General features: G+C 62.2%; 27 protein-coding genes. 17 read left to right on the top strand and 10 right to left on the bottom strand.

All coding sequences use genetic code 11. The annotated features are described in order from the left end of the window. The first annotated feature begins 6 nt into the window (after positions 1 to 6). From ACEN42_RS36310 to gcvA, 5 genes are all read left to right on the top strand, one after another. A complete protein-coding gene (locus ACEN42_RS36310; RefSeq protein WP_374191232.1) occupies positions 7 to 387 on the top strand; it encodes an NAD-binding protein in 381 nt (126 codons plus the stop codon). A gap of 64 nt (positions 388 to 451) precedes the next feature. Next, positions 452 to 1,882 (top strand): aldehyde dehydrogenase, encoded by a 1,431-nt coding sequence (locus ACEN42_RS36305; RefSeq protein WP_371882457.1) that lies wholly within the window; start codon positions 452 to 454, stop codon positions 1,880 to 1,882. A gap of 154 nt (positions 1,883 to 2,036) precedes the next feature. Next, the gene (locus ACEN42_RS36300; protein WP_371883239.1) at positions 2,037 to 3,365 is read left to right on the top strand and encodes an MFS transporter; all 1,329 of its coding nucleotides are present in this window, start codon (positions 2,037 to 2,039) and stop codon (positions 3,363 to 3,365) included. Positions 3,366 to 3,517: 152 nt separating this feature from the next. After that, the gene (locus ACEN42_RS36295; protein ID WP_371882456.1) at positions 3,518 to 4,264 is read left to right on the top strand and encodes an SDR family oxidoreductase; all 747 of its coding nucleotides are present in this window, start codon (positions 3,518 to 3,520) and stop codon (positions 4,262 to 4,264) included. Between the two features lie 91 nt (positions 4,265 to 4,355). Next, the gene (gene gcvA / locus ACEN42_RS36290) at positions 4,356 to 5,270 is read left to right on the top strand and encodes a transcriptional regulator GcvA (RefSeq protein WP_371882455.1); all 915 of its coding nucleotides are present in this window, start codon (positions 4,356 to 4,358) and stop codon (positions 5,268 to 5,270) included. 10 nt (positions 5,271 to 5,280) lie between these two features. Here the strand turns inward: gcvA and ACEN42_RS36285 are convergent, their stop codons facing one another. Further along, positions 5,281 to 5,892 (bottom strand): TMEM175 family protein, encoded by a 612-nt coding sequence (locus ACEN42_RS36285; RefSeq protein WP_371882454.1) that lies wholly within the window; start codon positions 5,890 to 5,892, stop codon positions 5,281 to 5,283. A 102-nt stretch (positions 5,893 to 5,994) separates the two neighbouring features. On the opposite strand from ACEN42_RS36285, the gene ACEN42_RS36280 reads away from it, so the two are divergent. Next, entirely contained in the window at positions 5,995 to 6,687 is a 693-nt protein-coding gene (locus ACEN42_RS36280) for an NnrU family protein (protein ID WP_371882453.1), read from the top strand. 22 nt (positions 6,688 to 6,709) lie between these two features. Here the strand turns inward: ACEN42_RS36280 and ACEN42_RS36275 are convergent, their stop codons facing one another. Next, positions 6,710 to 7,366: a transcriptional regulator gene (locus tag ACEN42_RS36275; RefSeq protein ID WP_273654946.1), complete on the bottom strand. Its 657-nt coding sequence runs from the start codon at positions 7,364 to 7,366 to the stop codon at positions 6,710 to 6,712. Between the two features lie 31 nt (positions 7,367 to 7,397). Beyond that, positions 7,398 to 8,387 carry an ornithine cyclodeaminase family protein gene (locus ACEN42_RS36270; protein WP_371882452.1) on the bottom strand — a complete coding sequence of 330 codons (990 nt, stop codon included), beginning with the start codon at positions 8,385 to 8,387 and terminating at the stop codon, positions 7,398 to 7,400. Between the two features lie 149 nt (positions 8,388 to 8,536). Between ACEN42_RS36270 and ACEN42_RS36265 the strand changes: the two genes are divergently transcribed. From ACEN42_RS36265 to bluB, 3 genes are all read left to right on the top strand, one after another. Then, positions 8,537 to 9,319 (top strand): ABC transporter substrate-binding protein, encoded by a 783-nt coding sequence (locus ACEN42_RS36265; protein WP_371882451.1) that lies wholly within the window; start codon positions 8,537 to 8,539, stop codon positions 9,317 to 9,319. Between the two features lie 22 nt (positions 9,320 to 9,341). Beyond that, positions 9,342 to 10,583 (top strand): NAD(P)/FAD-dependent oxidoreductase, encoded by a 1,242-nt coding sequence (locus ACEN42_RS36260; protein WP_371882450.1) that lies wholly within the window; start codon positions 9,342 to 9,344, stop codon positions 10,581 to 10,583. A gap of 71 nt (positions 10,584 to 10,654) precedes the next feature. Further along, complete coding sequence (gene bluB / locus ACEN42_RS36255; protein WP_371882449.1) at positions 10,655 to 11,305, top strand: 5,6-dimethylbenzimidazole synthase; 651 nt, start codon at positions 10,655 to 10,657, stop codon at positions 11,303 to 11,305. Between the two features lie 19 nt (positions 11,306 to 11,324). Here bluB and ACEN42_RS36250 read toward each other — a convergent pair whose 3' ends face one another. Together ACEN42_RS36250 and ACEN42_RS36245 are read right to left on the bottom strand one after the other, a co-directional pair. Then, the gene (locus tag ACEN42_RS36250; RefSeq protein ID WP_238214076.1) at positions 11,325 to 12,464 is read right to left on the bottom strand and encodes a branched-chain amino acid ABC transporter substrate-binding protein; all 1,140 of its coding nucleotides are present in this window, start codon (positions 12,462 to 12,464) and stop codon (positions 11,325 to 11,327) included. Positions 12,465 to 12,729: 265 nt separating this feature from the next. Beyond that, positions 12,730 to 13,095 carry a BON domain-containing protein gene (locus ACEN42_RS36245; RefSeq protein WP_238286442.1) on the bottom strand — a complete coding sequence of 122 codons (366 nt, stop codon included), beginning with the start codon at positions 13,093 to 13,095 and terminating at the stop codon, positions 12,730 to 12,732. A 308-nt stretch (positions 13,096 to 13,403) separates the two neighbouring features. Here ACEN42_RS36245 and ACEN42_RS36240 point away from each other — a divergent pair, with 308 nt between their 5' ends. The 6 genes from ACEN42_RS36240 to flgM all read left to right on the top strand — a co-directional run bounded on the left by ACEN42_RS36240 (position 13,404) and on the right by flgM (position 17,841). Then, positions 13,404 to 14,636 carry a SpoIIE family protein phosphatase gene (locus ACEN42_RS36240; RefSeq protein ID WP_371882448.1) on the top strand — a complete coding sequence of 411 codons (1,233 nt, stop codon included), beginning with the start codon at positions 13,404 to 13,406 and terminating at the stop codon, positions 14,634 to 14,636. 12 nt (positions 14,637 to 14,648) lie between these two features. Then, positions 14,649 to 15,212, top strand: coding sequence for a SiaB family protein kinase (locus tag ACEN42_RS36235; protein ID WP_187602999.1), 564 nt, complete (start codon positions 14,649 to 14,651; stop codon positions 15,210 to 15,212). Positions 15,213 to 15,231: 19 nt separating this feature from the next. Next, complete coding sequence (locus tag ACEN42_RS36230) at positions 15,232 to 15,627, top strand: DUF1987 domain-containing protein (RefSeq protein WP_035504868.1); 396 nt, start codon at positions 15,232 to 15,234, stop codon at positions 15,625 to 15,627. Between the two features lie 2 nt (positions 15,628 to 15,629). Next, positions 15,630 to 16,355 carry a GGDEF domain-containing protein gene (locus ACEN42_RS36225; RefSeq protein WP_371882447.1) on the top strand — a complete coding sequence of 242 codons (726 nt, stop codon included), beginning with the start codon at positions 15,630 to 15,632 and terminating at the stop codon, positions 16,353 to 16,355. 103 nt (positions 16,356 to 16,458) lie between these two features. Continuing rightward, a complete protein-coding gene (locus ACEN42_RS36220) occupies positions 16,459 to 17,367 on the top strand; it encodes a CHAD domain-containing protein (protein ID WP_238214235.1) in 909 nt (302 codons plus the stop codon). A 183-nt stretch (positions 17,368 to 17,550) separates the two neighbouring features. Beyond that, the gene (flgM, locus tag ACEN42_RS36215; RefSeq protein WP_371882446.1) at positions 17,551 to 17,841 is read left to right on the top strand and encodes a flagellar biosynthesis anti-sigma factor FlgM; all 291 of its coding nucleotides are present in this window, start codon (positions 17,551 to 17,553) and stop codon (positions 17,839 to 17,841) included. Between the two features lie 15 nt (positions 17,842 to 17,856). Here the strand turns inward: flgM and ACEN42_RS36210 are convergent, their stop codons facing one another. From ACEN42_RS36210 to ACEN42_RS36190, 5 genes are all read right to left on the bottom strand, one after another. Beyond that, a complete protein-coding gene (locus tag ACEN42_RS36210) occupies positions 17,857 to 18,408 on the bottom strand; it encodes a cupin domain-containing protein (protein WP_371882445.1) in 552 nt (183 codons plus the stop codon). A gap of 48 nt (positions 18,409 to 18,456) precedes the next feature. Next, complete coding sequence (locus tag ACEN42_RS36205) at positions 18,457 to 19,233, bottom strand: sulfite exporter TauE/SafE family protein (protein ID WP_250486238.1); 777 nt, start codon at positions 19,231 to 19,233, stop codon at positions 18,457 to 18,459. Positions 19,234 to 19,398: 165 nt separating this feature from the next. Then, positions 19,399 to 21,198 carry a thiamine pyrophosphate-requiring protein gene (locus tag ACEN42_RS36200; RefSeq protein WP_371882444.1) on the bottom strand — a complete coding sequence of 600 codons (1,800 nt, stop codon included), beginning with the start codon at positions 21,196 to 21,198 and terminating at the stop codon, positions 19,399 to 19,401. Positions 21,199 to 21,302: 104 nt separating this feature from the next. Then, positions 21,303 to 22,853, bottom strand: a complete 1,551-nt coding sequence (locus tag ACEN42_RS36195; protein WP_371882443.1) for an alpha/beta hydrolase — start codon at positions 22,851 to 22,853, stop codon at positions 21,303 to 21,305. A gap of 19 nt (positions 22,854 to 22,872) precedes the next feature. Then, positions 22,873 to 24,039: a citrate synthase family protein gene (locus ACEN42_RS36190; RefSeq protein ID WP_371882442.1), complete on the bottom strand. Its 1,167-nt coding sequence runs from the start codon at positions 24,037 to 24,039 to the stop codon at positions 22,873 to 22,875. Between the two features lie 113 nt (positions 24,040 to 24,152). On the opposite strand from ACEN42_RS36190, the gene ACEN42_RS36185 reads away from it, so the two are divergent. Both ACEN42_RS36185 and ACEN42_RS36180 read left to right on the top strand, forming a co-directional pair. Next, on the top strand, positions 24,153 to 25,508 hold the full coding sequence (locus ACEN42_RS36185) for an MFS transporter (protein ID WP_371882441.1): 1,356 nt from the start codon (positions 24,153 to 24,155) through the stop codon (positions 25,506 to 25,508). A gap of 55 nt (positions 25,509 to 25,563) precedes the next feature. After that, positions 25,564 to 26,532 carry a 2-hydroxyacid dehydrogenase gene (locus ACEN42_RS36180; protein WP_371882440.1) on the top strand — a complete coding sequence of 323 codons (969 nt, stop codon included), beginning with the start codon at positions 25,564 to 25,566 and terminating at the stop codon, positions 26,530 to 26,532. Positions 26,533 to 26,558 lie beyond the last annotated feature (26 nt).

Genomic DNA, 26,558 nt, shown 5'->3' with positions numbered 1-26,558 from the left:
AAGCTGGTGAACAACATGATCGCCGGCGCGGCGCTCGTCACCGCCGCGGAAGCGGTCCTCTTCGGCGTGAAGGCCGGAATTCCCGCACAGGTGATTCTCGACGCGTTGTCGAAGAGTGCAACTGCCCGAAGCTTCGCCGTCGATACGCTACTCGGCGAGAAGGTCTTGTCGCGCAACTTCGATTTCGGATTTCGGATGGACCTGATGCGCAAGGACATGCGCCTCGCTTTGAGTGAAGCCGAAGCGGTGAAATCTCCCATGCTGGCCTGCTCCGTAGTGAAGCAGATTTTCGACGCAGCAATTGCGGACGGTTTCGATGGTGATGACATGACGAAGGTCGTCATCCAATTGGAAAAGCTTGCACACGCCGAGATAAAGGCGACCTGACGAACATCCCGGGCGAGCGATGTTCGTCTGCATGGCTTTTGTGAAAACCAGCTTGGGCTTGAAAATGCAAAGAATTCTGAACTTCATCGCCGGGCAACCGGTCCCGCCTTCCACGAACGAATATCTCGACAAGTTCGATCCTCGTTCCGGCCTGAAGCAAAGTGAAGTCGCCGATAGCGGTGCGGCGGATGTCGATGCCGCCGTCGCGTCTTCTGTCGCGGCACAGCCGCATTGGGCGGATATGCGTCCGTCCGCACGCGGCCGGATACTCGTTGAAATGGCGAGGCGCGTGCGGGACAGCGTGGAGCGACTCGGGTCGCTCGAACGCGCCGAAACCGGCAAGCCAGGCCGCGAGATGGCTCAACTGATGGATCTGACCGCGCAGTACTTCGAGTACTACGGCGGGATCGTCAATTCGATGGATGGCGAGATCATCAACGCCGGTGCCGACTATCACGTGTACACGAGACGCGACCCGTTTGGCGTCGTGGGCGTGATCCTGCCGTGGAACGCTCCATTGCATCAGGCGGCGCGCGCGATCGCACCGGCGCTGGCGACGGGGAATGCAGTGGTGGCGAAGCCGTCGGAATTCACATCCGCTTCACTGGTGGAACTGGCGAGACTCGCCGTCGAGTGCGGCCTTCCGCCTGGAATTCTCAACGTCGTTGTCGGTACCGGTCCGAAGCTTGGGCCGGCGTTGGTCGACAACTTGGATATCGGCAAGATTTCATTCACCGGCAGTGTGCGCGCGGGAAAAGAGCTGGGACGGCTTGCAGCAGAGCGAATCCTGCCGCTGACGCTGGAGCTTGGAGGCAAATCCGCAAACATCGTCTTCGACGACGCCAACATCGAAGCGGCGGCCAAAGGTTGTGCAACCGGCTTCACATGGAATGCCGGGCAGTGGTGCGCGGCGGGCACGCGCTTGCTCGTACAAGAGGACATTCACGATGAGTTCGTCGCCAGGCTCGTCGATCACGTATCGGCGCTCGATGTCGGACCCGGTGACGAGGCTTCCTATGGCGCGATCACTACGCAAGCTCAATACGAACGGATCAAGGCCTACTTCGAGATAGCGAAGCAGGATGGACTGACGCCCCTCATCGGCGGCGAAGCGGGATTGGAGAAGGACGGCGGAAAAGGATGGTTCATCAGTCCGACGGTGTATGTCGATGTGACGAACCAGATGAGAATCGCCCGCGAGGAGATCTTCGGTCCGGTCGTGTGCGTTATCAGGTTTCGTGACGAGCAGGAGGCGATCGCTATCGCGAACGATTCGGACTATGGGCTCGCTGCCGGTATCTGGACGCGCGATGTGAGCAGGGTGCATCGGGTTGCACGTCGCCTCGACGCGGGTCGCATTCTGGTCAATGAGTACAGTGGTGGATTCGTTCAGACGCCGTGCGGCGGCTTCAAGCAAAGCGGATACGGCAGGGAGCAGGGCGTCGAGGCGCTCGCTCATTACACGCAACTCAAGTCCGTCATCATTCGGCTGTAGCCACGTCGGCCTTTTGTCCGGCGAAGGCAGATTCATATTAATTCGGAATGCTATGCAAAAAAGAATGAGCGATTGCGGGTCGCTCGACATTGATCAAAGGAGACTTCGTATGTCGATACAAACTGGAGTTGATATGGGCGGAACGGACGCACGCATGAATCAGCAAGAGCCGGCAGGAAGCGCCTGCCTCGCCACGCTGGATACCGCTCCCTCGATAACCGCCGAGCAGCGACGATCGAGAACGGCGATCGTGGCGGCATCCCTGGGAAATATGGTCGAATGGGTCGACTGGCTGATCTATGCGACGTTTGCCCCTGTATTCGCCGGTCAATTCTTCGATGCCAGCGAGCCTCTCGCCAATCTGCTCTCTACCTTTGCGGTCTTTGCGGTGGGTTTCCTGATGCGGCCCGTAGGCGGGGCGGTGCTCGGCGCATATGCGGACCGCTACGGCAGAAAGAAGGCGCTGACGCTATCGGTGCTGCTGATGGCGGGATCATCGCTCGTGATCGCGGGATGCCCGACTTACGGAACCATTGGCATCGCCGCACCGATCGTGCTCGTGTTCGCGAGGCTCGTTCAAGGCTTCTCCGCCGGTGGCGAGTTCGGCTCCGCTTCTGCGTTTCTGGTCGAATCCGCCGCACCGGGCGAGCGAGCCTTTGTCGGTTCGTGGCAGCACTTCGCGCTCAACGGCGGGATATTGCTGGCATCGCTGATCGGATTCGTGACGACCTCATCGCTTCATGAAGGAGACCTTGCGGCGTGGGGCTGGCGTGCGGGCTTCGCATTCGCCGGGGCGTTGGGAATCGTCACGCTCTGGGTCCGGAAGCATGCGAAAGAGACAGCGTCGTTCGAGCACATTCAGTCGTCGGCGGAGCGCAGGAAAAGCCCGCTGAAAGACTTGCTGCTGAAGCATCCCGGTGCCGCGCTCCGGGTCGCGGGCATTTCGATCGCCGGCACGCTCTTCAACTATCTGTGGATGGTGAACTTTCCGACGTATGCGCACTTGCGCACCGGCGTCGATCTGAAAACCGCGCTGCTGGCGAATGCGTGTGCGCTGGTGGTATTCCTCGTCCTGCTTCCGTTCGGCGGCAAGCTGTCGGACCGATATGGCCGCAAGCCGACATTGCTGGCCTTCTCGATCGGCTCTCTGCTTTATGTCTGGCCTGCCCTGCATTTCGTCTCCGCAAGCTTTCTCAGCCTGTTCATGACGCAGACGATCGGCATGGTGCTGCTCATCGGATACTGCGCCAACTGCGCTGCCGTGATGGCCGAGCAGTTCCCCGCGGAGGTTCGCGTCACGGGCATCGCGCTCCCTTATGCCATATCGGTGGCGATCTTCGGGGGAACAGCGCCTTACATTGTGACGTGGATGGTCAAGTCGGGGCGTGTCGACTTCGTGTGGGTGTATCTCGCAGCAGCGGCCCTGATCGGCTCGATTGTCTACGCGTGCATTCCGGAAACGAAAGGCAAGACGCTCGACTGAGAACGCGTCATCGACAGGCCGCATAGTTTTTCTTTTCCGCCCCGCAAGATCTTCTCATTTGTCGGCATGGATGGCAGCGACGATAGTGTGTGCACCGGCAACGCAAAGCCGATCGAAGTTTCCGATACGTCACACACATCAAGGAGTCTGTCATGAAGCTCAAGAACAAGATCGCACTGGTCACCGGCGGAACCTCGGGCATCGGTCTCGAAGCAGCGAGACTTTTTCAGAGCGAAGGGGCCACGGTCGTCGTGACGGGGACGAATGCCGAGCGGCTCGCGAATGCCGCCAGCGTTCTCGGTGAAGGCGCCACGACGCTGTCGGTCGATTTGCGCGACCCTGCACAAATCGACAAGGCTATCGCTGATGTCGTCGAAACGTTCGGACGCATCGACGTGATCTTTGCGAATGCGGGGGCGGGAACGGCGGCGCCCCTCGAAGCGGTCACGCCTGAACAGATCAGCGATCAGTTCGCGCTCAATTTCAACGGCGTGTTCTTCACCATTCAAAAGGCGGCTCCGCATCTGTCGAAAGGATCGTCGATCGTCATTACGACGTCGTTTCTCAATGAAGTCGGTACGCCCGGCCTGTCGATCCTTTCAGCGACGAAGGCGGCGACGCGCTCGCTCGTACGTTCGATCGGCGCAGAGCTTGCACCGCGCGGTATCCGCGTCAATGCCGTGAGTCCCGGTCCGATTGCGACGCCGTTCCATGAAAAGCTGGGGCTGTCGGAGAAACAACTGGCCGATACCGGGTCCGCGATTCAGGCCGCTGTCCCTCTGAAGCGTTTCGGCGAAGCGCGCGAAATCGCGACTGCCGCGCTGTTCCTGGCGAGCGATGATTCTGCGTTCATGACGGGCTCCGAACTCGTCGTCGATGGCGGACTCACGCAGCTCTGAACCCGCCGGCACGCGATGAAAGCGGGCGCTGCACGTTCGAACACATGTCGCGGTAAAGTCCTGTTTTCGACTTTCGCGAGTACGAAAAGCGATGCGAGCGCCGAACAACCTTAACGCCCTGCGCGCATTCGAAGCTGTCGCGAGACATTTGAGTTACCCGGCCGCCGCCGCGGAGTTGAATGTGACGCCTGCGGCAATCGGGCAACTCATTCGCGGCCTCGAAGCTTATCTGGACATCGAACTGTTTCACCGCTCCAGTTCGGGCCCCGCGCGTCTATCGCTGACGGATGCCGCGCGTGCCGCGCTCCCCGACCTGCAAGGCGGCTTCGATCTCCTCTCGAGCGCAGTGGAGAGGCTGAGGGCGAGTAAATCCCGCATCATTTTTACGGTGACCGTCCCTCCGGCATTCGCGGAAAAGTGGCTTCTGTGGCGTGTCGGCCGTTTTCAGGGCCGACATCCCTATTACGATCTGCGGATCGAGACGAGCGGGCATCTCGTCGATTTCACCTCCGAGCGAATCGATGTCGGCATCCGATATGGTGCGGGCGCATGGCCCGATCTCATGTCCACCTTCTTGCTGCGTGACGAATTTTTCCCGGTCTGCAGTCCCGCGCTCGCGCACGGTCCGAACGCGTTGAGGCGGCCGTCTGATCTGAAGAATCACCCGCTGATTCATGACACATCGATGAGCGGCTTCGGCGTCTTTCCCACATGGCGATCGTGGCTGCTGCATGCGGGCTATCGTGATTCGTTCGAGACGGATCGGGGCCTGCAATTGAACGACTCTGCGATGGCCATTCAGACGGCGATATCCGGGAACGGCGTTGCGCTCGGAAGGACCACGCTGGTCGAACGTGATCTGGCGGAAGGGCGTCTGGTGAAGCCGTTCGATCATGTCCAGAGTTGTGAGCTGGCGTACTACCTCGTCTACAGGAAGGAGCGCGAACAGCACGCGCCGGTACTGGCATTCAAGGAATGGTTGCTGGAAGAAGTGGGCTCGAACTAGCGACTATCGGCTAATGCCCGCCGTGTCGATTTTGCACAGCCGATCTGGCGCGCCGGAACGGATCGGGACGGCAGTACAGAATGAGAAAGGAAGCGAGCAGCCCGAGCCGGAGAAGCGGCGGGATGATGACACCTGCGGCGGACACAAAGAATACGCCGAACATGATCCACGCCCGGAACCACTGCCACTTGCGCGCGTACGGATCGCCGTCACCTGTCTGGTGAGAAAAGCTTTCCCACATCAAAACCATGTAGGTGCCCTGCACGAGGAAAAAGACCAGCGCATAAAGCGTCAGCGGAAAAGTTGCCATTTCACTTTCGGCGAGCCAGGCTGTGGTAAATGGAATGAAAGAAATGGCGAACAGGTTGGCGAAGTTGGCTAAGGCAAGCGTGCCGGTTAGCTGTTGTGCATGCCGGAGCACGGCGTGATGATTCAACCAGACCACGGCGATGAATGCGTAACTCACCGCGTAGCTGATGACATCGGGCCATAAGCCGATCAGCGCGTGGAAATCGTGACCTGTCGGCGGTTTGAACGCCAGAACCATCACAGTGATGATGACGGCGAAAATTCCGTCGGAAAGGGCGTAGAAACGCGCTAGTCCGTCTTCGACCTTGGCCATGATGTCGGCACCTTGAGGGGGCTTCGCCATATTACCCGGCATCCGGGCCGCCCTGTACGGACGTGACGGTCACCTACGACATGAGTTGAGGAGCACGGACAAATGGACAACACCAATGCGGTTCCGGCTGCGGCGATCGCCTTCGTGGGCAGCCACTTTCTCCTGTCGCATCCGCTGCGCAAGCCTGTGATTCGCGCAGTCGGCGAAGCGGGATTTCAGGGCGTCTATTCGCTGATTGCGTTCCTGACGCTCGGCTGGCTCGTACTGGCCTACCGGAAGGCGCCCGTGACGGCGCCCTTGTGGCCGGTAGGCGACGTGCTCTGGGCGATCGTGACCGTGATCATGCTGATCGCGTCGATCCTCCTGATGGGCTCTTTGATTCGTAACCCGGCGCTTCCCTCCGGCAAACGTCCCGCCGCGTTTCCGGACGCGGCGCACGGCGTGTTCGCGGTGACGCGTCATCCGATGATGTGGTCGTTCGCACTCTGGGGGCTGTGCCACATCGCGGTGTTTCCGGTGACGAAGAACATCATCGTCGGGGCGGCGATCGTCATTCTTGCGCTCGTCGGCGCTGCTTTGCAGGACCGGAAGAAGGAGCGTCTCCAGCCCGATCTCTGGCCGGCACGGGAATCGAAGACGAGTTACTTGCCGTTCGCGGCGATCGCGGCCGGACGCGCGCGGCTGGGCGGATTCGGCTTGCACGCGCTCTTGGGCGGACTCGTCGTGTGGCTTGCGGCGACGTGGGCTCATAAGCCGCTCGCCGGATGGGCAGCGGGTATCTGGCGCTGGTTGTAGGCCCGGACACGATGCGTGACGTTCACGCCCCGTCTTTCATCTCGCGCAGATGCTTGTAGACGGTCGCGCGCCCCATGCCGAGCACCTTCGCGACATAGTTCGCCGAGCTCTTGCCCTTGAACGCGCCCTGCGCGTGCAGCGCCTCCACGAGTTCGCGCCGATGATCGCGCGTGAGCGAGTTGAGCGCGAGCTGCCGATCGCGCAGCCATCCGTGCAGGAACGTGTTGATGCGTTCCTGCCAGTCGTCCTTGAATAGCTCGACCGGCTGCGCGACGACGCCCGCGCCGCGCAGGAAGACATCGAGCATGGAGCGCATCTCTTCGAAAGCCGCGATGTTGAAGTTGATGCACATCACGCCCGCGGCGTTGCCCGCGTCGTCGAAGAGCGCCGTGCTCACGCAGCGCATGCGGCGTCCGTCCCAGTTCAGCTTCTCGTACGGACCGACGAGCCGCTCGCGCGCAGTCTCTTCGACATCCTCCAGCGCGGAATCGTCGCCGATCTCGCGCTTGGAAAGATTGTTCGACAGATACGCGATCGTCTGATCCGAGAGATCGTGGATCACCACTTCCGCGTACGGGAAGAAGAGCGTCGTAATGCTGTCCGCGATGTGCGCATAACGTGCGAGAAGCGCGTCGCTATCCGGCTTTTGCGTCTTGCGTCGTGGCATTGAAATAGACATGGGTTCGAAACCGCGAAAACCGATGATACCGCTACGCCGCCGCGCGCCCCTTCGCGAGATGGACGTGCAACGCATGCGCGAGCGCGATATCTTCGAGACCGAGACCGATCGAGCGGAAGAACGCCGGACGTTCAAAGGAAGGCGCGGGACATGCGCCGCGCACGAGCTCCGCGAGGTCGCCACGGATGGCCTCCGGCGACCAGCCGTGACGCTCCCGCGCGATCACCATTTCTCCCGCGCTCGATGGCGTGGTCTGCCGATAGTCGCAGTAGACATCGAGCGCGCCGAGCGCGGCCGGGTCGATCTCGTGTGCGCGCGCGACGTTCGTGCTGATCGACGTGACGAGCGCGGGCGTGGTGAGCGCGTCGAGCGAGAGAACCGGCGTGCCTGAAGATGTGCACAGCATGACGACATCCGCGTCGCGCACGCACTCGTCGACGGATGCCGCCACGCGTGCGCGCGCGTCCAGCGCTTCGATGGCGGCGATCCGCGCGCGATCGTTCGCGAGGCGTGGCGAGTGGATGCGGATCTCCGACCATTCGCGCAATGGAGCGACGTGCCGCAGATGCGCGAGCGCGATGTCGCCCGAGCCGATGATCGAAAGACGCCGGCTCGACGCGCGCGCAAGGCGATCGACGGCAAGCGCGGTCGTGCCCGCCGTGCGCTCGGTGGTGAGGAGCGCGGCATCGCACCACATCAGCGGCGCGCCGGTGCGCATCGACATGAGCGCGGTCCACGCGGTGACGACCGGTGCGCCCGCATTCACGAGATAGGGCGAGAGCTTCACGCCGAATACTTCGTGTTTCGCGAGCACGCCGAGGTAGGTGATGAAATCTCCCGCGTCGCGCGGAAAGAGCGTGAGCGTTTGCGGCGGCTGGACGGCTTCGCCATCGCCGAGCGCGATGAACATGCTTTCGAGCGCGCCGCGGATGTCGAGCGACGGCAGCGCCTGCCGCACCTGCGCTTCGTCGGCGATGAAAGGCGCCTGGGCGCCACGCATGAGTTCGGGCGAGAGAGTCATTCGTCAGCCTCCGGATCGTGGACATTTTTGTCTATTCTAGACTTTAATTTTATTTCTGGTCTATATTTCGGTGAGCGCGCGATGAAACGCGGCGCGCCCGGTGCAGGACCGACGGTGTTGATTCACACACACGACCTTTGGTGACGACAATGAACTGGAAGATGATTTGCCTGGCGGGCGCGGCGGGCCTCGCGTTCACATTCGGCGTGGCGCATGCGGATACGCAGACCTTGCGATTCGGCGTCGAGGCGTCGTATCCGCCGTTCGAGAGCAAGACGCCGACGGGCCAGCTGGAAGGCTTCGATATCGACATAGGCAACGCGGTGTGCCAGCGGATCAAGATGAAGTGCGTCTGGGTCGAGAACAGCTTCGACGGGCTGATTCCCGCGCTGCAGGCGCGCAAGTTCGACGCGATCAATTCGGCGATGAACATCACCGACAAGCGCAGGCAAGCGATCGACTTCACGCCGCCCGTCTACGTGATGCCGATCCAGATGGTCGCAAAGCGCGGCTCGAACCTGCAGCCTTCGCCCGCGAGTCTGAAGGGCAAGTCGGTGGGCGTGCTGCAGGGCTCGACGCAGGAGGATTACGTGCGCAAGCACTGGGCGAGCGAGGGCGTGCAGGTCGTCACCTATCAGAGTCAGGACCAGATTTTCGCGGACCTCTCGGCGGGGCGGCTGGACGGCGCGGTGCAGGAAGTGCAGACGGCCATCGACGGCTTCCTCGCGAAGCCCGAAGGCAAGGGCTTCGATTTCGCGGGGGCCGCGCTGACCGACCCGACGACGCTCGGCGAGGGCACCGGCATCGGCTTGCGCAAGAACGATGCGGCGCTGAAGGCCAAGGTGGTCGCCGCGCTCGATGCGTTGAAAAAGGACGGCACGCTCAGTCAGCTGTCGCAGAAGTACTTCAAACGCGACATCATTGCGAAGTAGGCACTTCATCAGGCATCGGAATATGACTCAGGACGTGATCGTGCTCGGCGCGGGCATCGTGGGAGTGAGCGTCGCGCTGCATCTGCGGCAGCGCGGATGGCAGGTGACGCTCGTCGATCGCCGTGCGCCCGGCGAGGCGACGAGCTTCGGCAATGCGGGGCTGATAGAGGCGTCGTCGGTCGTTCCGTATGCGTTTCCGCGCGACTGGGGCACGGTGCTGAAGTTCGCGCTCAACCGCTCGACGGCGCTGCGTTACGACCTGCGCTCGCTGCCGGCCTATGCGCCGTGGCTCGCGCGGTTCTGGTGGGAGTCGGCGCCCACGAGACTCGCGGCGGCTGCGCGCGACATGCTGCCGCTCATCCGGATGAGCGTGGCGGAGCACGAGGCGCTGATTGCGCGCGCGGGCGTCGCCGATCTCGTGCGGCCGACGGGCTGGCTCGAAGCCTATCGTTCGCAGGATCAGTTCGAACGCGAGGCGGGCGCGGCACAGCGGATCGCGAAGGAACACGGACTCGGCATGAAGGTGCTCGACGCAGGCGCGTTGCAGCGGCTGGAGTCGTCGCTCGATGGCGGCTACGCAGGCGCGATCCACTGGGCCGACCCGCACAGCGTGATCGATCCGGGCGCGTTGACGAAGGGCTATGCGGCGCTCTTCGAGCGCGAAGGCGGACGCATCCTGACCGGCGACGCCGCGACGCTCGAACGGACGGGCAGCGGATGGCGCGTGATGACTGCGGACGGGCTGGTCGAAGCGCAAGCGGCGGTGGTGGCGCTGGGCGTGTGGTCGGGCGACGTCGCGCGCAAGTTCGGATATCGCATTCCGCTGATGGCCAAGCGTGGCTACCACATGCACTACGCGAACGATGGACGTGCCGCGCTTTCGAGGCCGGTCGTCGATATCGAGAATGGTTATGTGGTCGCGCCGATGCGCCGCGGCTTGCGGCTGACCACGGGCGTCGAACTCGCTTGCAGGAACCGGCCGCCGAGTCCGGTGCAGCTCGAACGTGCCGAGCGCATCGCGCGGCCGGTGTTCGGGCTTGGCGAGCGGCTCGACGAGTCGCCGTGGCTGGGATTGCGGCCGTGCACCCCGGACATGCGGCCCGTGATCGGGGCTGCGGATCGGCATCCGGGGCTGTGGTTCGCGTTCGGGCATGCGCATCATGGGCTCACGCTCGGGCCGGTCACGGGGAGGCTTCTGGCGGAGATGATGAGTGGCGAGGCGACGTTTGCGGATCCAAGCGCGTATCGGGTGGAGAGGTTTTAAATCCTGTCGATAGCGCCGGCCACCCGACGCAGTATGATGCTTCTCCATGCGTTGAACCTTCATCGATATCCATGGAAAAAGCATTCAGCGAGGCGGATCGCGAAGCGGTCTATCGCGCCATTCACGAACGTCGCGACATGCGTCACTTCGTGAGCGATCCCATCGCGCCGCCGGTCATGCAGCGGCTCATCGACGCCGCGCTGCATGCGCCGAGCGTCGGCTTCATGCAGCCCTGGCGCATCCTGCGCATCACGCGTGCGCATATTCGCGCGCAGTTGCGGGACGCCGTCGAACGCGAACGCCTGCTCACCGCCGACGCCCTAGGCGAGCGACGCGATTCGTTCATGCGACTCAAGGTGGAAGGTTTGCGCGACTGTGCTGAAGTGCTCGTCATGGCGCTGATGGACGGCCGCGAAAGCTATGTATTCGGACGACGCACGCTTCCCGAGATGGACCTCGCTTCGGTGGCTTGCGCGATCCAGAACATGTGGCTCGCCGCGCGCGCGGAAGGGCTCGGAATGGGCTGGGTTTCCCTCTTCGATCCGCAGGAAGTCGCCGCGTTGCTAAACATGCCCGCCGGCGCGAGACCCGTCGCGATTCTCTGCGTGGGGCATGTGGAACGCTACTACGCTGCGCCGATGCTGGAGACCGAGCATTGGGCGAAGCGCCGTTCTATCGACGAATGCGTCTTCGAGAACGAATGGCCGTCAGCGGAGGAATAAGAAGAGCGAGCGTCGTAGGTTACTTCTCCGCGCCGATGGTCGTCACCGGCTGCCATTTCATCGACTTCACCTGATAGAGCGTCGAGGTCGGGCTATTCAGATCGCCGTATTTATCGAACGAGATATGGCCGGTGATGCCGTTATATTGCATCGTGCGCAGCGTTTGCATGAATGTGGCGGGCTGCGTGGAGTTCGCCTGCTTCATCGCCGTGATGGCGAGCCATGCGCAGTCATAGGCGAACGGAGCATAGGTCAGCGTATCCGCGCCGAAGCGCTTCTTGAATTTGGCCGCGAACGCCCGGCCTTCCGGCAATGAATCGACGGGCCGGCCGTATTCCCAGGCCATCGCGCCTTCCGCCGCGTTGCCCGCGGAACTGATGAAGACGCTATCGGCGATGCCGCCGCTTCCGACGAACTGCGCGCGTATGCCGAGCTGCTTCATGCGTTTCACGATCAGGCCCGCCTGACCGTCGAGACCGCCGAAGTAAAGAAGGTCGGCGTTGGCCGCCTTGATGTTCGTGAGTTGCGCGTTGAACTCGACGGCTTTGTCGGTGGTGTATTCCTCGGATACGATCTGGCCGCCCGCCGCCTGCACGGCCTTCTTGAATTCTTCGACCGCGCCTTGTCCGAAGGCCGTGCGGTCGTCCATGACCGCGATGCGCTTCGCCTTCGTGACCTTCACGGCATACGTGCCGGCGTTGCCGGAGTTCTGCGTGTCCGTCGCGATGATGCGGAATATGTTGTTCAACCCCTGGCGCGTGATGGCCGGATTCGTCGCTGCCGGATCGATCAGCGGGATGCCCGCTTTCGCGAAGATCGGCGATGAGGGAAGCGCCACGCCGGAGTTGTAATAGCCGACGACGGCGACGACGCCATCGTCCACGAGCTTTTGCGCCACCTGTACGCCGATGCGCGGATCGCCCTGATCATCGACGGATGCGAGCTCGAACTGAACCGGCTGTCCGCCGATGTTGATGTGTTGCGCGTTCGCTTCTTCCACGGCGAGCCGCACGCCGTTTTCGATGTCCTTGCCATTGGCCGCGCCGATGCCCGTAAGCGGCGCCGAAACGCCGATGCGAACCGCCTGTTGCGCGCTTGCGATGAGCGGAGCGATGCAGAACGCCGAGGCCGCCAGAAGAGAAAGGATCGCTTTTTTCATGACAGGGCGCTCATCAAGAGGAATGTCACGCGGTCGAGCCGGCGTCGCGAGCCCGCGTCGAATCAGGTGGCTGCCGAGCATCGTGCACAAGGCGCGTGATCCGACTCACTATATCGACAATGTTCCGGTCGAAAAAATGTTTCGGGAGCCATTCTCCGCCGAAATCCGCTTTTCGGTTCTCGGGGTAAATTCCTATCCGCGGCGCTATCCGCCACGGACCGACCTTGATTCTCGTGGTCGGTCCATGTCGCGGCGAGCGGCTTTCTTATTGCCCGATCTCGCGAATCGTCAACGCGTTCCTGACGGATGTCACGCCAGCCGTTCCCTTCGCGGCCTCGGTTGCCTTGTCGATCTGCGCGGCGTCGGGGACGGTGCCCGCGAGCGTCACAGCGCCGCCGTTAGCACGAACCGATATGTTCGACACACTCAAACCCTTCACCTTGGTCAGGCTCTTGCGCACGTCCTTGGCGAGTTGCCGGTTCGCGGCCTTCGTGGATTTGGCGCTCGGCGCGGCCGATGTCGCCGGCGCGACGTCGCTGCTCTGAGCGTATGCGCTGCCGATTCCCGCATTCAGCGATACCGCGACGGCGAGGATGCCAGCCGCCAGTGCAAGTGGTTTTCGTGCATTCATTGTGATTCTCCTTTTTGAAGAAGTTAGTCAGACGCACCGGGCACGGGCCATTGCCTTCGCACGCGACTGGCGGCAAGCCCGAAGGGAGTGCGCTGGGAAGTAAAGATACGCCGATCCGCGCGGTGTTGTCAGTCGAGTGTCAGATATCGCAGACGACGGCGATTGCTTCTCGTCGCACAGGGCAAACGATTGCGCGAACGATCGTTCTCCACATTCGCGCTAATCGGCCTATCTTTCTTTGATCTGACACATAAAGTACACACAGAAACCGTAGCGTGCGGGGTTTCTTCATATGTCATCCGCGTGCCATGCAGCCAGCGTTTTCCAGGTTTCGCCGATCTTCTGCCCAGATAGAGCCACGCACGGCGGGAGACTTATGTCAGGAAGTGCCGTTCGTCGATGCAGAGGACTCCAACTCGCTCGTGATGGAGATTTTCTCGGCACGTCGTGACATGGGAAGTCTCGCGGTCATCGATGGCCTTCGTCCCATCGGCCTGATCAACCGGGATATCTTCATGTCGCAAATGAGCAAGCCTTTTCATCGCGAGCTATACGATAAGAAGACCTGCATCGCGTTCATGGACAAGGAGCCTTTGATCGTCGATGCGGACGAGAGCATCGAAACGCTTGCGTTCAGGACCGTCGAGGCCGGCGAGAAAGCGCTCGTCGATGGTTTCATCGTCACGCGCGGCGGCCGCTTCACGGGCGTGGGCAGCGGACTGGAACTCGTCAGCGCCGTAGCGGAAATGCAGGCGGAGAAGAACCGCCAGATCATGCAGAGCATCGAGTACGCGAGCGTGATTCAACGCGCGATGCTGCGTACTTCCGATGAAACCTTGTCGACGCATATACGCGATGCCGCAATGGTCTGGGAACCGCGCGACGTGGTCGGCGGCGACTTCTATCATTTCGCGGCGAACTCCGGCGACTGGTTCGGCGCGATAGCCGATTGCACCGGTCACGGCGTGCCCGGCGCGTTCATGACGCTGCTCGCTTCGGCGTCTCTCTCGAAGGCGCTCGAACAGATGGGACCGCGCGATCCGGCCGCCTTGCTGTCGGCGCTCAACCGCAACGTGAAGGGCTTGCTCGGGCAGGTGAACAACGCGAGCGGAGGACCGCAATCCAACGACGGGCTGGATTCCGCATTCTTCTGGTTCGATGCCGCAAAGAGCATGCTGCATTTCGCGGGGGCGAGGATTGCGTTGCATATCCTGTCGCCTGACGCGACAGAGTTCGAAACGATCGCGCCCGATCGCATGGGCGTAGGTTATGTCGATAGCCGCGCAAACTATGAATGGAAGGCGCACGCCATTTCATTACCGAAGGGCAGCCTCTTCTTCATTTGCACGGACGGACTGACGGATCAGATTGGCGGCCCGCGAAGCATTTCTTTCGGCCGGCGCCGCGCGCTCGACGTCATTCGCGAACATCGGGCAGAGCCACCGTCGACGATCTGCGAAGCGCTTCGGCTCGCACTCGCCGACTGGCAACGCACGCAACCGCGCCGCGATGACGTTACGTTTTTTTGTGCCCGTATCTAGTCAATTTCCAGAATGTCTCAACTACTCGATCAAGACAGCGCCTTTTTCGATCTGGCGCGGCGACGCAATGTTCTCTTCTATCACAAGGGCTATTTCTCGCATAACATCGTCGCGGCGATGGGCGAGGTGGTCAAGCTGCAGCTGGAAGTCGCGGGCGTGAACGCGCCGACTCGCCGCAAGCTTTTTTCGTCCTTTGTCGAACTGTCGCAGAACATCGTTCACTACTCGTCGGACGCATTGAAAGCGGGCGGCGAGACGGCGGGAGCCATACGCGAGGGAGCAGTCTGCATCTCGAAGGACGGCGAGCATCACGTGATGTTATGCGTCAATCCGATGGCGACCGCGGAAGTCGAGAATCTGCGCAATAAGCTCGAACCCCTGCGCAATATGTCGCTTGAAGAAATCAGGCAGGCGTACAAGCTATCGCTGCGGTCCGACACGCCGGAAGACAGCAAGGGCGCGGGCCTTGGATTTCTCACGATGGCGCGCGATGCGAGTGCGCCGCTCGAGTTTGCTTTTCACCCGCGTGCCGACGATCCCGGAACCACGCTGTTTTGCCTCATGGCCAAAATCTGAGCAGGAAGGCGCAAGAACCATGGATAACCTCTATATCGCCGCCACGACGACGTCGCCCGAGGTCGATTTTCGTTTCGACCAGCACGCGTTGTCGCTCAAGGGCGAGTCATACCCGGAAAACGCGGCGGCTTTTTATGCGCCTGTCATCGAGCAGATGCGCAAGTATCTGGCCGAGAACGCGGGCGCTGTGATCACCATCGATGTCGCGCTGACTTACTTCAATAGTTCGAGCACCAAGATGCTGTTCAGCATGTTCGACGCGCTCGATCAGGCGGGTCAATCGGGAAGCCGCGTGCTGATGAACTGGTATCACGATGAAGAAGACGAGACGATTGCCGAATTCGGCGAAGAGCTGAAGGCCGATTTCGGCGCAATCGAATTCACGGATCGTCCCATCATCTATCAGGGACGTTAAGGATGCCCTCGACATCCTCGCCTGATCTGCCTCCGGACGCGGCGCCCGATCTGTTTCAGAAAGAGAGCGCGGCGCTCGTGAAAGCCCGCGCCGTGCATGCGGCCGCCGATGCGGATGCGCATGTATATCGCGAGTCGCTTGGCGAACTCATCGATCATTTCGAGCGGCTGATGCGCGACACGCGGCGTTTGATCGGCAGAAGCGATCGTGCCGAGCGCGAGATGCAGGCGCTTGCCACGCAGCTCGAACATCGCGCGTCGCACGATGCGCTGACAGGCGTGCTCAATCGCAGCGCCGTGATCGAGCGGACCGGCAAGATGCTGCGCACGAACAGCGCGGTGATGATTGTCCTGGACATCGACGAGTTCAAACGGATCAACGACGATTTCGGCCATCCCACAGGCGACGCAGTGATACTGGGCGTCGTCGATTGTCTGCGGCGAATCGTGGGCGAGCGCGGCTTCATCGGGCGCGTGGGTGGAGAGGAATTCACGGTGCTGTTGCCCGGTCATGATCCTTCCAGCGCCGCAATTCTCGCGGAACGCATGCGCGAAGCCATCAGCGATTCGCTGATTGTTCCGCCGGTCGATCGCCGCATCACCGCGAGTTTCGGCATCAGCAACAATGAAGCCGGAGCCGGCTTCGACACGGCCTATGCGTCGGCCGATGCAGCGCTTTATCGCGCCAAGCGAGGCGGGCGCAACCGCGTCGAATTCGCCGATCGATAAACGGGTTCTACCTTCATCAAATCGTCATCGAGTTCAGCTTTCGGGTACTTCGCTGTGGTATGGTCAAGTCCACCAAAATTCTGTCTGACTCGAGGCCTCGATGGTGGATATGGATGCTGACTGGCCGTTGCCCCGGCCGATCAATTTCAAGGAAGGCCGACGACCGGCCGATTCATCGACATCCGACGCGGAATCAATCGCGAGCACGTTTTCATCATTGGCGGCACCCGTGGTCGCCGAAGCCGTGCGGCGGGCGCGAGAAGTCGCCACGGATTGCGATGCCGAAGCATTCCATCAGCTTCGCGTCTCCTTCAGAAAACTGCGTGCCTTGTACTGGGCCTATTCGCCTTATCTCGGCGAAGAAGCGACCGCACACGCCACCGAAGAATTCAAGCGCCTGGCCGCCGTGGCCGGTGGAACGCGAGACTGGGATATCGCCGGCGATCTTCTGAAAGCCGCGCAGGCGTCGCGTGCATCGATGGGCATTCTCGTGGCCGCCGCGCGAGAAAAGCGGGCGCAGGCCGTGGTGCATAGCCAGACGATGATCAAGAGCGATGATGTCGAGTCGTTCCTCAACGACGTCCTGCTTCGCGCGCAGATCGCACTGGAGTCGAGTTGCAACGATCTTCCCATTCGGGACTTCGCGGAGGATCGTGTTCGCCGGGCGGAGCGCGCGCTGAAGAAGCGCAGCCGATATGCATCGCGTAACGAGACCGCCCACGAAGAAGATCTCCACGACGTTCGCAAGGCCGGCAAGAAGCTGCGCTATTTGCTCGAATTTTTTCAGCCCGTGATCAAGGGCGGACACGATCGCACGATCAAGGAATTGACGTCCGTGCAGAACAAGCTCGGCCAGTTCAACGACATCGCCGCGAGTGAAATGCTGATTCGCGACGCCTCATTCGACGACGTTCCGCCCGAAGTCGTGCAGGAGTCGCTGCAATGGCTGGAGAAGCAAAAGTGCCGGCGCATGCGCGCCGCAGCGCGACGCGTTCGAGCCATCGCGAGTTGATCCGATCGCCCTTGTGTGGCTTTGCTCACACTTTGTTTCAATTTGTTTCAAACGACTGAGACGCCCGCCCGACAAGGCTCCGCGGGTGGTGACGAACGTCGGGATCGGTCACGCGTTCCCGCGCATGGTGAAGATTTCAAACCCCGGACCGTTAAAGGATTCAACACGTCGGGAGTAGACACCATGAAAATCGAATCCATTAACTACACGCTCGCAGCCGCCCAGAACGACACGCAACGCGCGACGAAAGGCGCCGTGCAGTCGGTGAGCGCCGCCGGTGCGCTGAACTCGACGGTGAATCTGTCGTCGATGTCTGCGCTGGGAGAATCGAGCGGTTCCGATATCGATACGGCCAAGGTCGAGTCGATCAAGGCCGCGCTGCGTGACGGTAGCTACAAGATCGATTCGGGCAATATCGCCGACGGCATGCTGAGCACCGCGCGCGACCTGCTGCAAGCGAGCAGCCGCATCTGACCGCGCGTACGCCCGTTACGCGCTCAACGCGTCGGGCGCGAGTTCGGCGGGCATGGTAAGCGGCGGACCGACAAACTCGATGCGCCACTCGTCGCCGAATGCTTTCAACACCGCCGGGTCCGGCGAACCATTCGCCATCACGTCACCGAGTTCGCTAAAAAACCGGGTGGCATCCCAGCCGGGCGTGACCAGCACCAGCATGCGCGACGGTTGATCGTCGATGTTGATGAAACGGTGCGTGGTGCCTTGTTTCGCGACTATCGTCTCGCCTGCGCTAACGATGGTCTGCTTTCCGTCCACGTCGAAAAGATAACGGCCTTGCACGACATGAAAGACTTCCGTCTCAATCTCATGCCGATGCTGCGGCGGGCCGAACCCGGGCTGATCCGTTGTTTCGAGTAGCGTCGCCGATGCTCCCGTCGCTTTCGAAGCGATGCGTACCTGAAGACGCAGCCCGATGGCCGGAATATCGATAGGGGCGGCATTCTGCTCGCCGTGCAGGAAATCTGTTTTCATGACGTTTCTCCTTGAATCAGGGTGCGGGATCCGCGGCCCGGTCAACGTCATGATGTCGGCGGCGACTTAGCTCAGAATTACTGGGAGGCGCGTCTTCGATCAGTGCAGCAAGTGAGCGAAGTAACGTATCGACAGGTTAGCCAGCTCGCCCACGATCACGACGATGAGAAGGCCCACGATCCAGCGCCGCGCCTGGTCGGAGATGGCGAGCCGCGCACCCAGCAGGCCACCGGCGACGCTGCCGAGCGCCATGATGCCGCCCGTCGTCCAGTCGACGCTCTCGTGCCCGGCGAAGATTGCCATTGCCACCGCGGTCGCCGTGGCGGTCGCGACATTTCTGAGGGCGTTCGCCTCGGGCAGCGCGAAGTCCGCCGCCAGGACGAGAACGAGCAGCATGTACGTTCCGGCATCCAGCACGATGAAGCCTGTCCAGACGCCGACGCAGAAAAGCAGAAGCATCACCTTCCAGTCGACTCGCGCGTCGCCTTTGGCGGCCGAGTTCAACAGCTTCTTTAGGTTGGTGAGGATGAGAACGAGCGCGACGGCCACGGCCGCCACGATCACCATTCGAAGATCGTGACCGGGAATCCGTTCGCTCAGCAGCGCGCCCGCTGCCGCGCCCAGCGTGATCGGACCGGCCGTGCTCAGCGTGCGTCTCCAGGGGATGGCCCCGCGTCGCGCCAGTCCAACCGTGGCAGCAATGGCGCCGACGAGAACCGGAACGCGGTTGGTCGCATTGGCGGTGACGGCATGCAGACCGACCGACATCAGAACCGGAAGGGATACGGCAGATCCCGAAGAGGCGACCGCGTTGAGAAAGCCGCAAAACAGGCCGGCAGCGATAATGATGACGATGGTGTCGGGGGTTAAAACCATGGTGCTTGATCGGCTCGGATGCGTAGCGGGGCGCGCTCGTCCGGTGGGGGAGCGGCGGTGGGGTGCCGGAGATGTGGGCACCCGCGCAGTGTCGCTCGCTTGACTTAGCCGAAAATTACTTCGAGAGATGAGTGCGTTCTGGACAGATGTACGGCCGCACGCGTCTTACTTCTCCTTATGCCCCGGCAACACCGCACCAAGCACCTGCTTCGCCGTATCGACGATCACGTTCGCCTGACTCGGATCACCCTTCATGAGCGTGGTCGCGAACGCCTTCGCCTGCTGCAACGTGATATGCGGCGGCAACGGCGGCACGTTCGGATCGGCCTTCACCTCGATCACCACGGGACGATCCGCCGCCAGCGCTTCGTCCCACACAGCCGCCATGCGCTCCGCATCGTCGACATAAAAGCCCTTCAAACCGATCGTTTCCGCGAACTTGTGATAAGGCACCGATGGAATGTCCTGCGACGCCTCGAACTTCGGATCGCCTTCCATCACGCGCTGCTCCCACGTGACCTGATTCAGGTCCTCGTTATTGAGCACCATGCAGATCCAGCGCGGATTCGACCATTGCTTCCAGTACTTCGCGACCGTGATGAGTTCGGCCATGTTGTTCATCTGCATCGCGCCATCGCCGACGAGCGCAATCACCGGCCGCTCCGGATACGCGAACTTCGCGGCGATCGCATACGGCACGGCCGCGCCCATCGATGCAAGGCCGCCAGACAGCGAGCACATCATGCCGCGCTTCACCTTCAGATCGCGCGCGTACCAGTTCGCGACCGATCCCGAATCGCTCGTGACGATCGCATTCGCGGGCACGCGCGGCGACAACTCCCACACGGTGCGCTGCGGATTCACGCCGCCTTTCGCGGGCGTTATCGCGCGCTTCTCCAATGTCTTCCACCAGTCTTCGACCCAGCCTTCGATGTCCTTGCGCCACGCGAGGTCCGTCTTCTGTTGCAGCAAGGGCAGGAGGGCGCGCAAGGTCTCGGCGCTGTCGCCGACGAGATTCACTTCCATCGGATAGCGGATCGAGAGCATATCCGCCTTGAGGTCGATCTGCACGCCGCGCGCCGCGCCTTCCTTCGGCAGAAACTCGGCGTACGGAAAGCCCGAGCCGATCATGAGCAGCGTGTCGCATCCGTTCATCATCTTGTAGCTGGGCTCGGTGCCGAGCAAACCGATCGAGCCTGTGACGAACGGCAGATCGTCGGGCAACGCGGCCTTGCCGAGCAGCGCCTTCGCGACGCCCGCGCCGAGTTTGTCCGCGACAGCGATGACTTCGTCGGTCGCCTGCAACGCGCCCGCGCCGACGAGAATCGCGACCTTCTTGCCCGCGTTGAGGACATCGGCGGCGCGTTGCAGGTCATCGTCATATGGCACGATCTTCGGCGCGCGATAGCCGACGCCCGAATGCAGCGTGCCATGCTTGCGGCCCGGCGGTTCGTATTCGAGGTCCTGCAAATCGTTCGGCAGAATGAGCGCGGTCACCTTGCGTTCCGACAGCGCGATACGCACCGCGCGATCGACGAGATGGCGAATCTGCGACGGCACGCTCGCCTGCTGCACGAAGGCGCCGGCCACGTCCTTGAACATCGCGGCGAGATCGACTTCCTGCTGATAGTGGCCGCCCAGAGCCGCACGCGCTTGCTGTCCCGCGATTGCGAGGACCGGCATGTGATCGAGGCGCGCATCGTAAAGGCCGGTGATCAGATGCGTCGCGCCCGGTCCCGATGTCGCGATGCACACGCCGAGTTCGCCGGTGAACTTCGCATGCGCGGAGGCCATGAAGGCAGCCATCTCTTCGTGTCGTGCCTGAATGAACTCGATCTTGCCTTTCGCGCGATTGAGCGCGCCGAATACGCCGTTGATGCCGTCGCCGGGATAGCCGTAAATGCGGCGTACGCCCCAGGCGTGCAAACGTTCGATCAGAAAATCGCCGACAGTAGGATTGGACATGACGCGATGCTCCTTTTGACGTCCGGGTGAGAAGCAATCACCCGCGACGGATAGCATCGACGCGCAAAACGCATGCCGGGTTCGGGAAACACCGGAACGGCTGGCTATCGGCCGGTATCGAATTTCAGCGTTTGTTTCGCGGCGCACGAGCCATCGACAGGATGCGTCGGATTATCGAGGAAGGCGGCCATGATCGATTGCGCGCAACCGGATTTGCCGAGCACCGAATGCCCCGTGTACGGAAACGACACGACCTGCGCGCGGCCGAGATCCGGCGTGATCGCGCCGACCCACGCCGGCGCGGTCGCGGCATCGAAAGCGCCTTCGAGTATCAGCACGGGAACATCGCTCACGATTCGGGCACTGACCGAAGGAGGCGCCTTGCCGACGTTCCAGACCGGACACTCCGTGAAGAGCCGCCCTTGCTTGGGCTGAATCCGGAGCACGCGTTCGGGAAAACCGGGAAGGGCCGCTTTCGCTTTTGCGAGCGTCGCTGCCTCGGTCGTCAGGTTGGCGCTTTCTTCGCAGAACACACCGAGAGCGAGACCCATGCCGCCCAAACCGACGAACTGCTGCGGACCGCGCAACGCGAGATAGCGGGCGGCGACCGCGCGCGCGTCGCCTCGCGCCGTATCGGCGATCATCATCGGGACGTCTGACGCAGTGCCGCGTTCGCTCGACATGATGAGCGTATAGGCGAGCGCGAAGCCGTCGATGACCACGTTCACCGAAGCACCCGAGTCGTCCTTGACTCGTGTCGTAAACGGCTTCCGATCGAGTCGCTTCACTGCGAGGTTCAGGTCGGCTTGCAGATGCGGGTAGGCCCGGGCGCAAGAGGCGTCGGCGGCGCACGCAGCGGAGATCGCCCTGAACGAACTCGCCGGAGCCGTCCACCAGTCCTCGACGATATTGACCGTGGGTGGCGATACCGAATCGAGCACCACGCTTCGAATGCCTTGTGGATGATCGCGCAGCAGAGTCAGTGCGAGCCGCGATCCATACGAGACGCCGTAGACGTCCCATTGGTCGATGCCGAGAGCGACGCGTAGATCGGCGATGTCGGCGGCGTTTTCGGTGGTGTTGTAGGCGGCGAGATCGACGCCGGCGGCGGCCATTGCATCGCGACACGACTTGAGAGCCGATGCGTCCGCCAGCGTGCCGGATCGAGTCGTGAAGCGGCTGCTGACGGAATCGAACACATACTGCTCCCACGCGGGGCACGCAAGGAGCGGATCGGCGCGGTGGGTGCCACGTTGATCGACGAAAATGACCTCGCGCCCAGCATTGATTCCCTGCTTCATCATGAACGCCGCTTCGAACGATCCCGCGCCGCCCGGACCGCCCGACAGATAGACGAGCGGATCGCGCCGCGGTTTGTCCGCGACAGCGGGTGCGCGCATGACGAAGATGCGGATGTGTCGTCCGTCGGGCAGCGCGCGATTTTCAGGGACGGTGAGATAACCGCATTGAACGGTCGATGGGAAATCGAGATCGGGGAACCCGGCGATGTTCGGCTGCGGGCAAGGCGTAGTCTCGAACGAAGCCGCGTGGCTCGCTCGACTATCGGCACCGCCCGCAGCGCACGCGCAAAGCAACGACACGGTCGCGATGACCGCCGTCACTCGTACCAACAATCGTTTCGCAGTTCTAATCATGGAAGTGATCCGGCCGCACTCATTCACCGACAGCCAGCCCGACATAACGCGCGCGCGGCCGCAACAAACTTCCTTCCATCACGTGCTCGATCGAGTGCGCCATCCAGCCGACACTGCGCGCGATGGAAAACAACGCGAACGCCGCTTCGTCGGGAAGCGGGCAATGCTCGACGAGCGCGGCAAGCGCCATGTCGATCGCGGGCAGCTTGCCCGTCAAGCGTTCGACGCAATCGATTAGCTCGCGTGCATCGTCGGGCGCTTCGAAAGCGGACAGGAGATCGGCGGCGCGCGGATCGCCCTGCGGATAAAGCTCGTGACCGAAGCCCGGCAACGGTTCGCCTTGCGCGATCCTTCGCCGGACGGCGGTCTCGGCGGTTCCGGATCGTCTGGCGTCATCCATCAATTGACGGACGCGCACGATCGCATTGCCGTGCATGGGTCCGGAGAACACGGCGAGTCCGGCGATCATGCTCGCCCCGAGCGACGCTCCCGTCGATGCGGCCACGCGCGCGGCGAACGAAGAACTCGTCAGTTCCTGATCGGCCAGCAGGACCAGCACGCGGCGAAGCAGGTCCGCATGACGCGGAACGTCCCACGCATTCGCGATGCGCAGATGCAACGGTCCTTCATCCGATCGCAACTCGACGAAATTGCTCGCGAGGCGGCCGACCAGCGCCGCAGCCTGTTGCACCTCGTCCGCCAGATTGCGCGCCGACTCGATTCGATCATGCGCGGCGTCGCGGGCCAGGGCGGCGAAAACGCGCGCACCTGTGGGGCCGTCGAACGCAACCGGCTCACACGACGCGAAGTGCGGCGCTTCGGCCACGTTCCAGAGCAGGCGCGCGACATCTTCGAGCGTCGCGGATGCAGCCAGTTGCACGGCATCCTGGCCGCGATAGTAAAGCCTGCCGCGCGCGATCGTGGAGATGCTCGTATCGATGATCGGCTCGCCCCAGGCCATCGTGCTCGCAGCGATATTTTTGCGCGCCCGCCCGAGGCTGCGCTTCTTGAGAAGCGTCGTGATATCCGCTGCGCGATACAGGTTGCGGTTTGCGTGCTGCGGATCGCCCTGGACTTCGATCTGACCGCGGCTGACATACGCATAGAGCGTTTGCTTGCGCACGCCGAGAGCCTCGCAGGCTTCTTCCTGCGTCATCCAGTTCTTCACGTTGATCGAATCAATCAAGATTGACGGTCATCCACGGCATCGGTCTAATGCGAAACATAAACCAACCCCGGACCAGGCGCTCGCATAGCGCGACATCGCGAACCGTTCAGGGGCATGAAGAGGAGATATCGGTGGCTACAGAGCGAACGACCCAGTATATAGCGGGCACGGCGGCCCGCACGACCCGCACGCGTTACTCGATCCTCGCGATGATACTGCTGCTGGCGACGGTGGCCTACGCAGACCGCGCCATCCTGTCGATCGCCGGTCCCGGCATATCGAAGGAATTCGGCCTGAATCATGTGCAGCTCGGCTATGTGTTGTCGGCGTTCAGCTGGGCTTATGTCGTCGGTCAGATACCCGGCGGCCTGCTGCTCGATCGGCTCGGCACCAAGACGATGTACGGCGCCACGCTCATTCTCTGGTCCATCGCGACCATGCTCGTCGGCTTCATCGGCAACTTCACGTCGGATCTGTCGGTCGCTCTCGGCTTATTGTTCGCGCTGCGCTTCGCACTCGGACTGATCGAAGCGCCGAGCTTTCCCGCCAACGGCCGCGTCGCGGTCATGTGGTTCCCCAAGGAAGAGCGGGGTCTTGCCACGTCGCTGTTCGCATCGGCATCGTATTTCGCGGTGGCCATTTTCTCGCCGTTCGCGGGATGGCTCACGTCGCGCTTCGGCTGGCCTGCGCCGTTCATCGCGCTGGGTTTGATCGGTATCGCGGCGGCAGGCGTGTGGGCGGTCGTCATGCATGAGCCGCGCAAACATCCGCGTGTCTCCAGCGCCGAACTCGAACACATCATCGCGGGCGGCGCGATGATCGATATCGATTCGAAGCAAGAACTCAAATCGCGTCCCGTGCTGGCGCCCGGCGCGGTTCGCGCGCTGCTCGGCAATCGCATGTTGTGGTGCGCGTATATCGGCCAGTATTGCACCATCGCGTTGAGCTACTTCTTCATCACCTGGTTTCCGATCTACCTCGTTCAGGCGCGCGGCATGAATGTGATGCAGGCCGGCTTCGCGACGATGGTGCCGGCCGTCGCGGGCTTCGTCGGCGGCATTGCGGGCGGCACGATCTCCGACTGGCTCATTCGCCGCGGATGGAGCGTGTCGTGGGCGCGCAAGACGCCGTATATCGTCGGCATGGCGGTGGGCTGCAGCATCGTGCTCTCGGCCGTCACCGAAAGCAATGTCGTGATCGTCCTGCTGATGGCGCTCGCCTTCTTCGGCAAGGGCGCGGCGGCGGGCGCGGGTACGTGGGCCATCGTGAGCGACACGGCTCCGCGCGAGGCAGTGGGTCTCGCGGGCGCGATCTTCAATTGCATCGGCAACATCGGCGGCATCGTGACGCCGATCGTCTTCGGCTACCTCGTGCAGGCGACGGGCGGCTATACGGTCGGACTGTACTTCGTCGCTGCGCACTGCCTGATCGCGGCCATCGTCTATCTGTTCTTCATGGGCAAGATCGAGCGCGTGAAGATGAGCTGAAGCTTCGTTGCGCGCTTCGCCCTGTGTCAATTGCATTCATCATCGAATCAGAACCATGACCAAGCCGATTATCCTCAACGCGGCAGAACTGCCCGAATGGACTCACGCGGAATTGCGAGCGCTTTTCACCGTGCTCGATCTGCCGCAAGAGCCCGAATCTGCGAGCGCGTTCCTGAAAGAGCACGGCGGCAAGGTGCGCGGGATCGCGCTGCGCAAAACGAAGATCGATGCGGCATTCCTCGATACGCTTCCCGCCCTCGAAATCATTTCGAGCTACAGCGCGGGACTGGATAACGTGGACATCGGCGCGACGCGCGCGCGCGGCATTCGCATCGAGAACACCTCGCATATCCTGGCGGAAGACGTGTCGAATGCGGCTGTCGGCCTCGCGCTCGCAGTCACGCGCGACTTCGTGAACGCGGATGCTTACGTGCGCTCGGGACAATGGCCCGTGCAAGGTCAATACCGGCTGGGGCGTTCCATCTCGCGCATGAAAGTGGGCATCGTCGGACTGGGGACGATCGGATCGGCGATCGCACATCGTCTCAAGGCGTTCGGTTCGAAGCTCGCGTATTTCGGACCGAGCCGCAAGCCCGTCGATATTCCGTACTACGACGACGTCACCCGGCTCGCGCGTGACTGCGACATGCTGATCCTCACGTGTCCGCTCTCGTCGGCGACGCATCATCTCATCGATGCGACCGTGATCGATGCGCTCGGCCCCGACGGCTTTCTCGTGAACATCGCGCGTGGCCCGGTGGTCGATGAGCAAGCGCTCATCGCAGCGCTCGCATCGGACAGGCTCGCGGGCGCCGCGCTCGATGTGTTCGAGCACGAGCCCGCCGTGCCTGAGGCGCTCATACGCGATCGCAGGCTGGTGCTTACGCCTCATATCGGCTCGGGAACGGAGGAGACGCGTCGCGCGATGGCCGAGAACGTCGTCGATGCACTCGCGAGGCATTTCGGCATCGAGAGTCCGCGCAGCGGGACGGTCATCGACGCGGAGCTCGCAAGCACGCACTGAAGCCCGGAGGCGCCGGCCCCTCGTCA

Source organism: Caballeronia sp. S22, from assembly GCF_964261745.1.
Taxonomy (GTDB): Bacteria; Pseudomonadota; Gammaproteobacteria; order Burkholderiales; family Burkholderiaceae; genus Caballeronia; species Caballeronia jiangsuensis.
Note: the sequence above shows the minus strand (reverse complement) of the source record. Positions and strands in the feature narration are given on the sequence as shown.

Coding starts and splice junctions, on each gene's coding strand:
- ACEN42_RS36305 (WP_371882457.1), top strand. CDS start 452: ATGCAAAGAATTCTGAACTTCATCGCCGGGCAACCGGTCCCGCCTTCC.
- ACEN42_RS36300 (WP_371883239.1), top strand. CDS start 2,037: ATGAATCAGCAAGAGCCGGCAGGAAGCGCCTGCCTCGCCACGCTGGAT.
- ACEN42_RS36295 (WP_371882456.1), top strand. CDS start 3,518: ATGAAGCTCAAGAACAAGATCGCACTGGTCACCGGCGGAACCTCGGGC.
- gcvA (WP_371882455.1), top strand. CDS start 4,356: ATGCGAGCGCCGAACAACCTTAACGCCCTGCGCGCATTCGAAGCTGTC.
- ACEN42_RS36285 (WP_371882454.1), bottom strand. CDS start 5,892: ATGGCCAAGGTCGAAGACGGACTAGCGCGTTTCTACGCCCTTTCCGAC.
- ACEN42_RS36280 (WP_371882453.1), top strand. CDS start 5,995: ATGGACAACACCAATGCGGTTCCGGCTGCGGCGATCGCCTTCGTGGGC.
- ACEN42_RS36275 (WP_273654946.1), bottom strand. CDS start 7,366: ATGTCTATTTCAATGCCACGACGCAAGACGCAAAAGCCGGATAGCGAC.
- ACEN42_RS36270 (WP_371882452.1), bottom strand. CDS start 8,387: ATGACTCTCTCGCCCGAACTCATGCGTGGCGCCCAGGCGCCTTTCATC.
- ACEN42_RS36265 (WP_371882451.1), top strand. CDS start 8,537: ATGAACTGGAAGATGATTTGCCTGGCGGGCGCGGCGGGCCTCGCGTTC.
- ACEN42_RS36260 (WP_371882450.1), top strand. CDS start 9,342: ATGACTCAGGACGTGATCGTGCTCGGCGCGGGCATCGTGGGAGTGAGC.
- bluB (WP_371882449.1), top strand. CDS start 10,655: ATGGAAAAAGCATTCAGCGAGGCGGATCGCGAAGCGGTCTATCGCGCC.
- ACEN42_RS36250 (WP_238214076.1), bottom strand. CDS start 12,464: ATGAAAAAAGCGATCCTTTCTCTTCTGGCGGCCTCGGCGTTCTGCATC.
- ACEN42_RS36245 (WP_238286442.1), bottom strand. CDS start 13,095: ATGAATGCACGAAAACCACTTGCACTGGCGGCTGGCATCCTCGCCGTC.
- ACEN42_RS36240 (WP_371882448.1), top strand. CDS start 13,404: ATGCAGCCAGCGTTTTCCAGGTTTCGCCGATCTTCTGCCCAGATAGAG.
- ACEN42_RS36235 (WP_187602999.1), top strand. CDS start 14,649: ATGTCTCAACTACTCGATCAAGACAGCGCCTTTTTCGATCTGGCGCGG.
- ACEN42_RS36230 (WP_035504868.1), top strand. CDS start 15,232: ATGGATAACCTCTATATCGCCGCCACGACGACGTCGCCCGAGGTCGAT.
- ACEN42_RS36225 (WP_371882447.1), top strand. CDS start 15,630: ATGCCCTCGACATCCTCGCCTGATCTGCCTCCGGACGCGGCGCCCGAT.
- flgM (WP_371882446.1), top strand. CDS start 17,551: ATGAAAATCGAATCCATTAACTACACGCTCGCAGCCGCCCAGAACGAC.
- ACEN42_RS36210 (WP_371882445.1), bottom strand. CDS start 18,408: ATGACGTTGACCGGGCCGCGGATCCCGCACCCTGATTCAAGGAGAAAC.
- ACEN42_RS36205 (WP_250486238.1), bottom strand. CDS start 19,233: ATGGTTTTAACCCCCGACACCATCGTCATCATTATCGCTGCCGGCCTG.
- ACEN42_RS36200 (WP_371882444.1), bottom strand. CDS start 21,198: ATGTCCAATCCTACTGTCGGCGATTTTCTGATCGAACGTTTGCACGCC.
- ACEN42_RS36195 (WP_371882443.1), bottom strand. CDS start 22,853: ATGATTAGAACTGCGAAACGATTGTTGGTACGAGTGACGGCGGTCATC.
- ACEN42_RS36180 (WP_371882440.1), top strand. CDS start 25,564: ATGACCAAGCCGATTATCCTCAACGCGGCAGAACTGCCCGAATGGACT.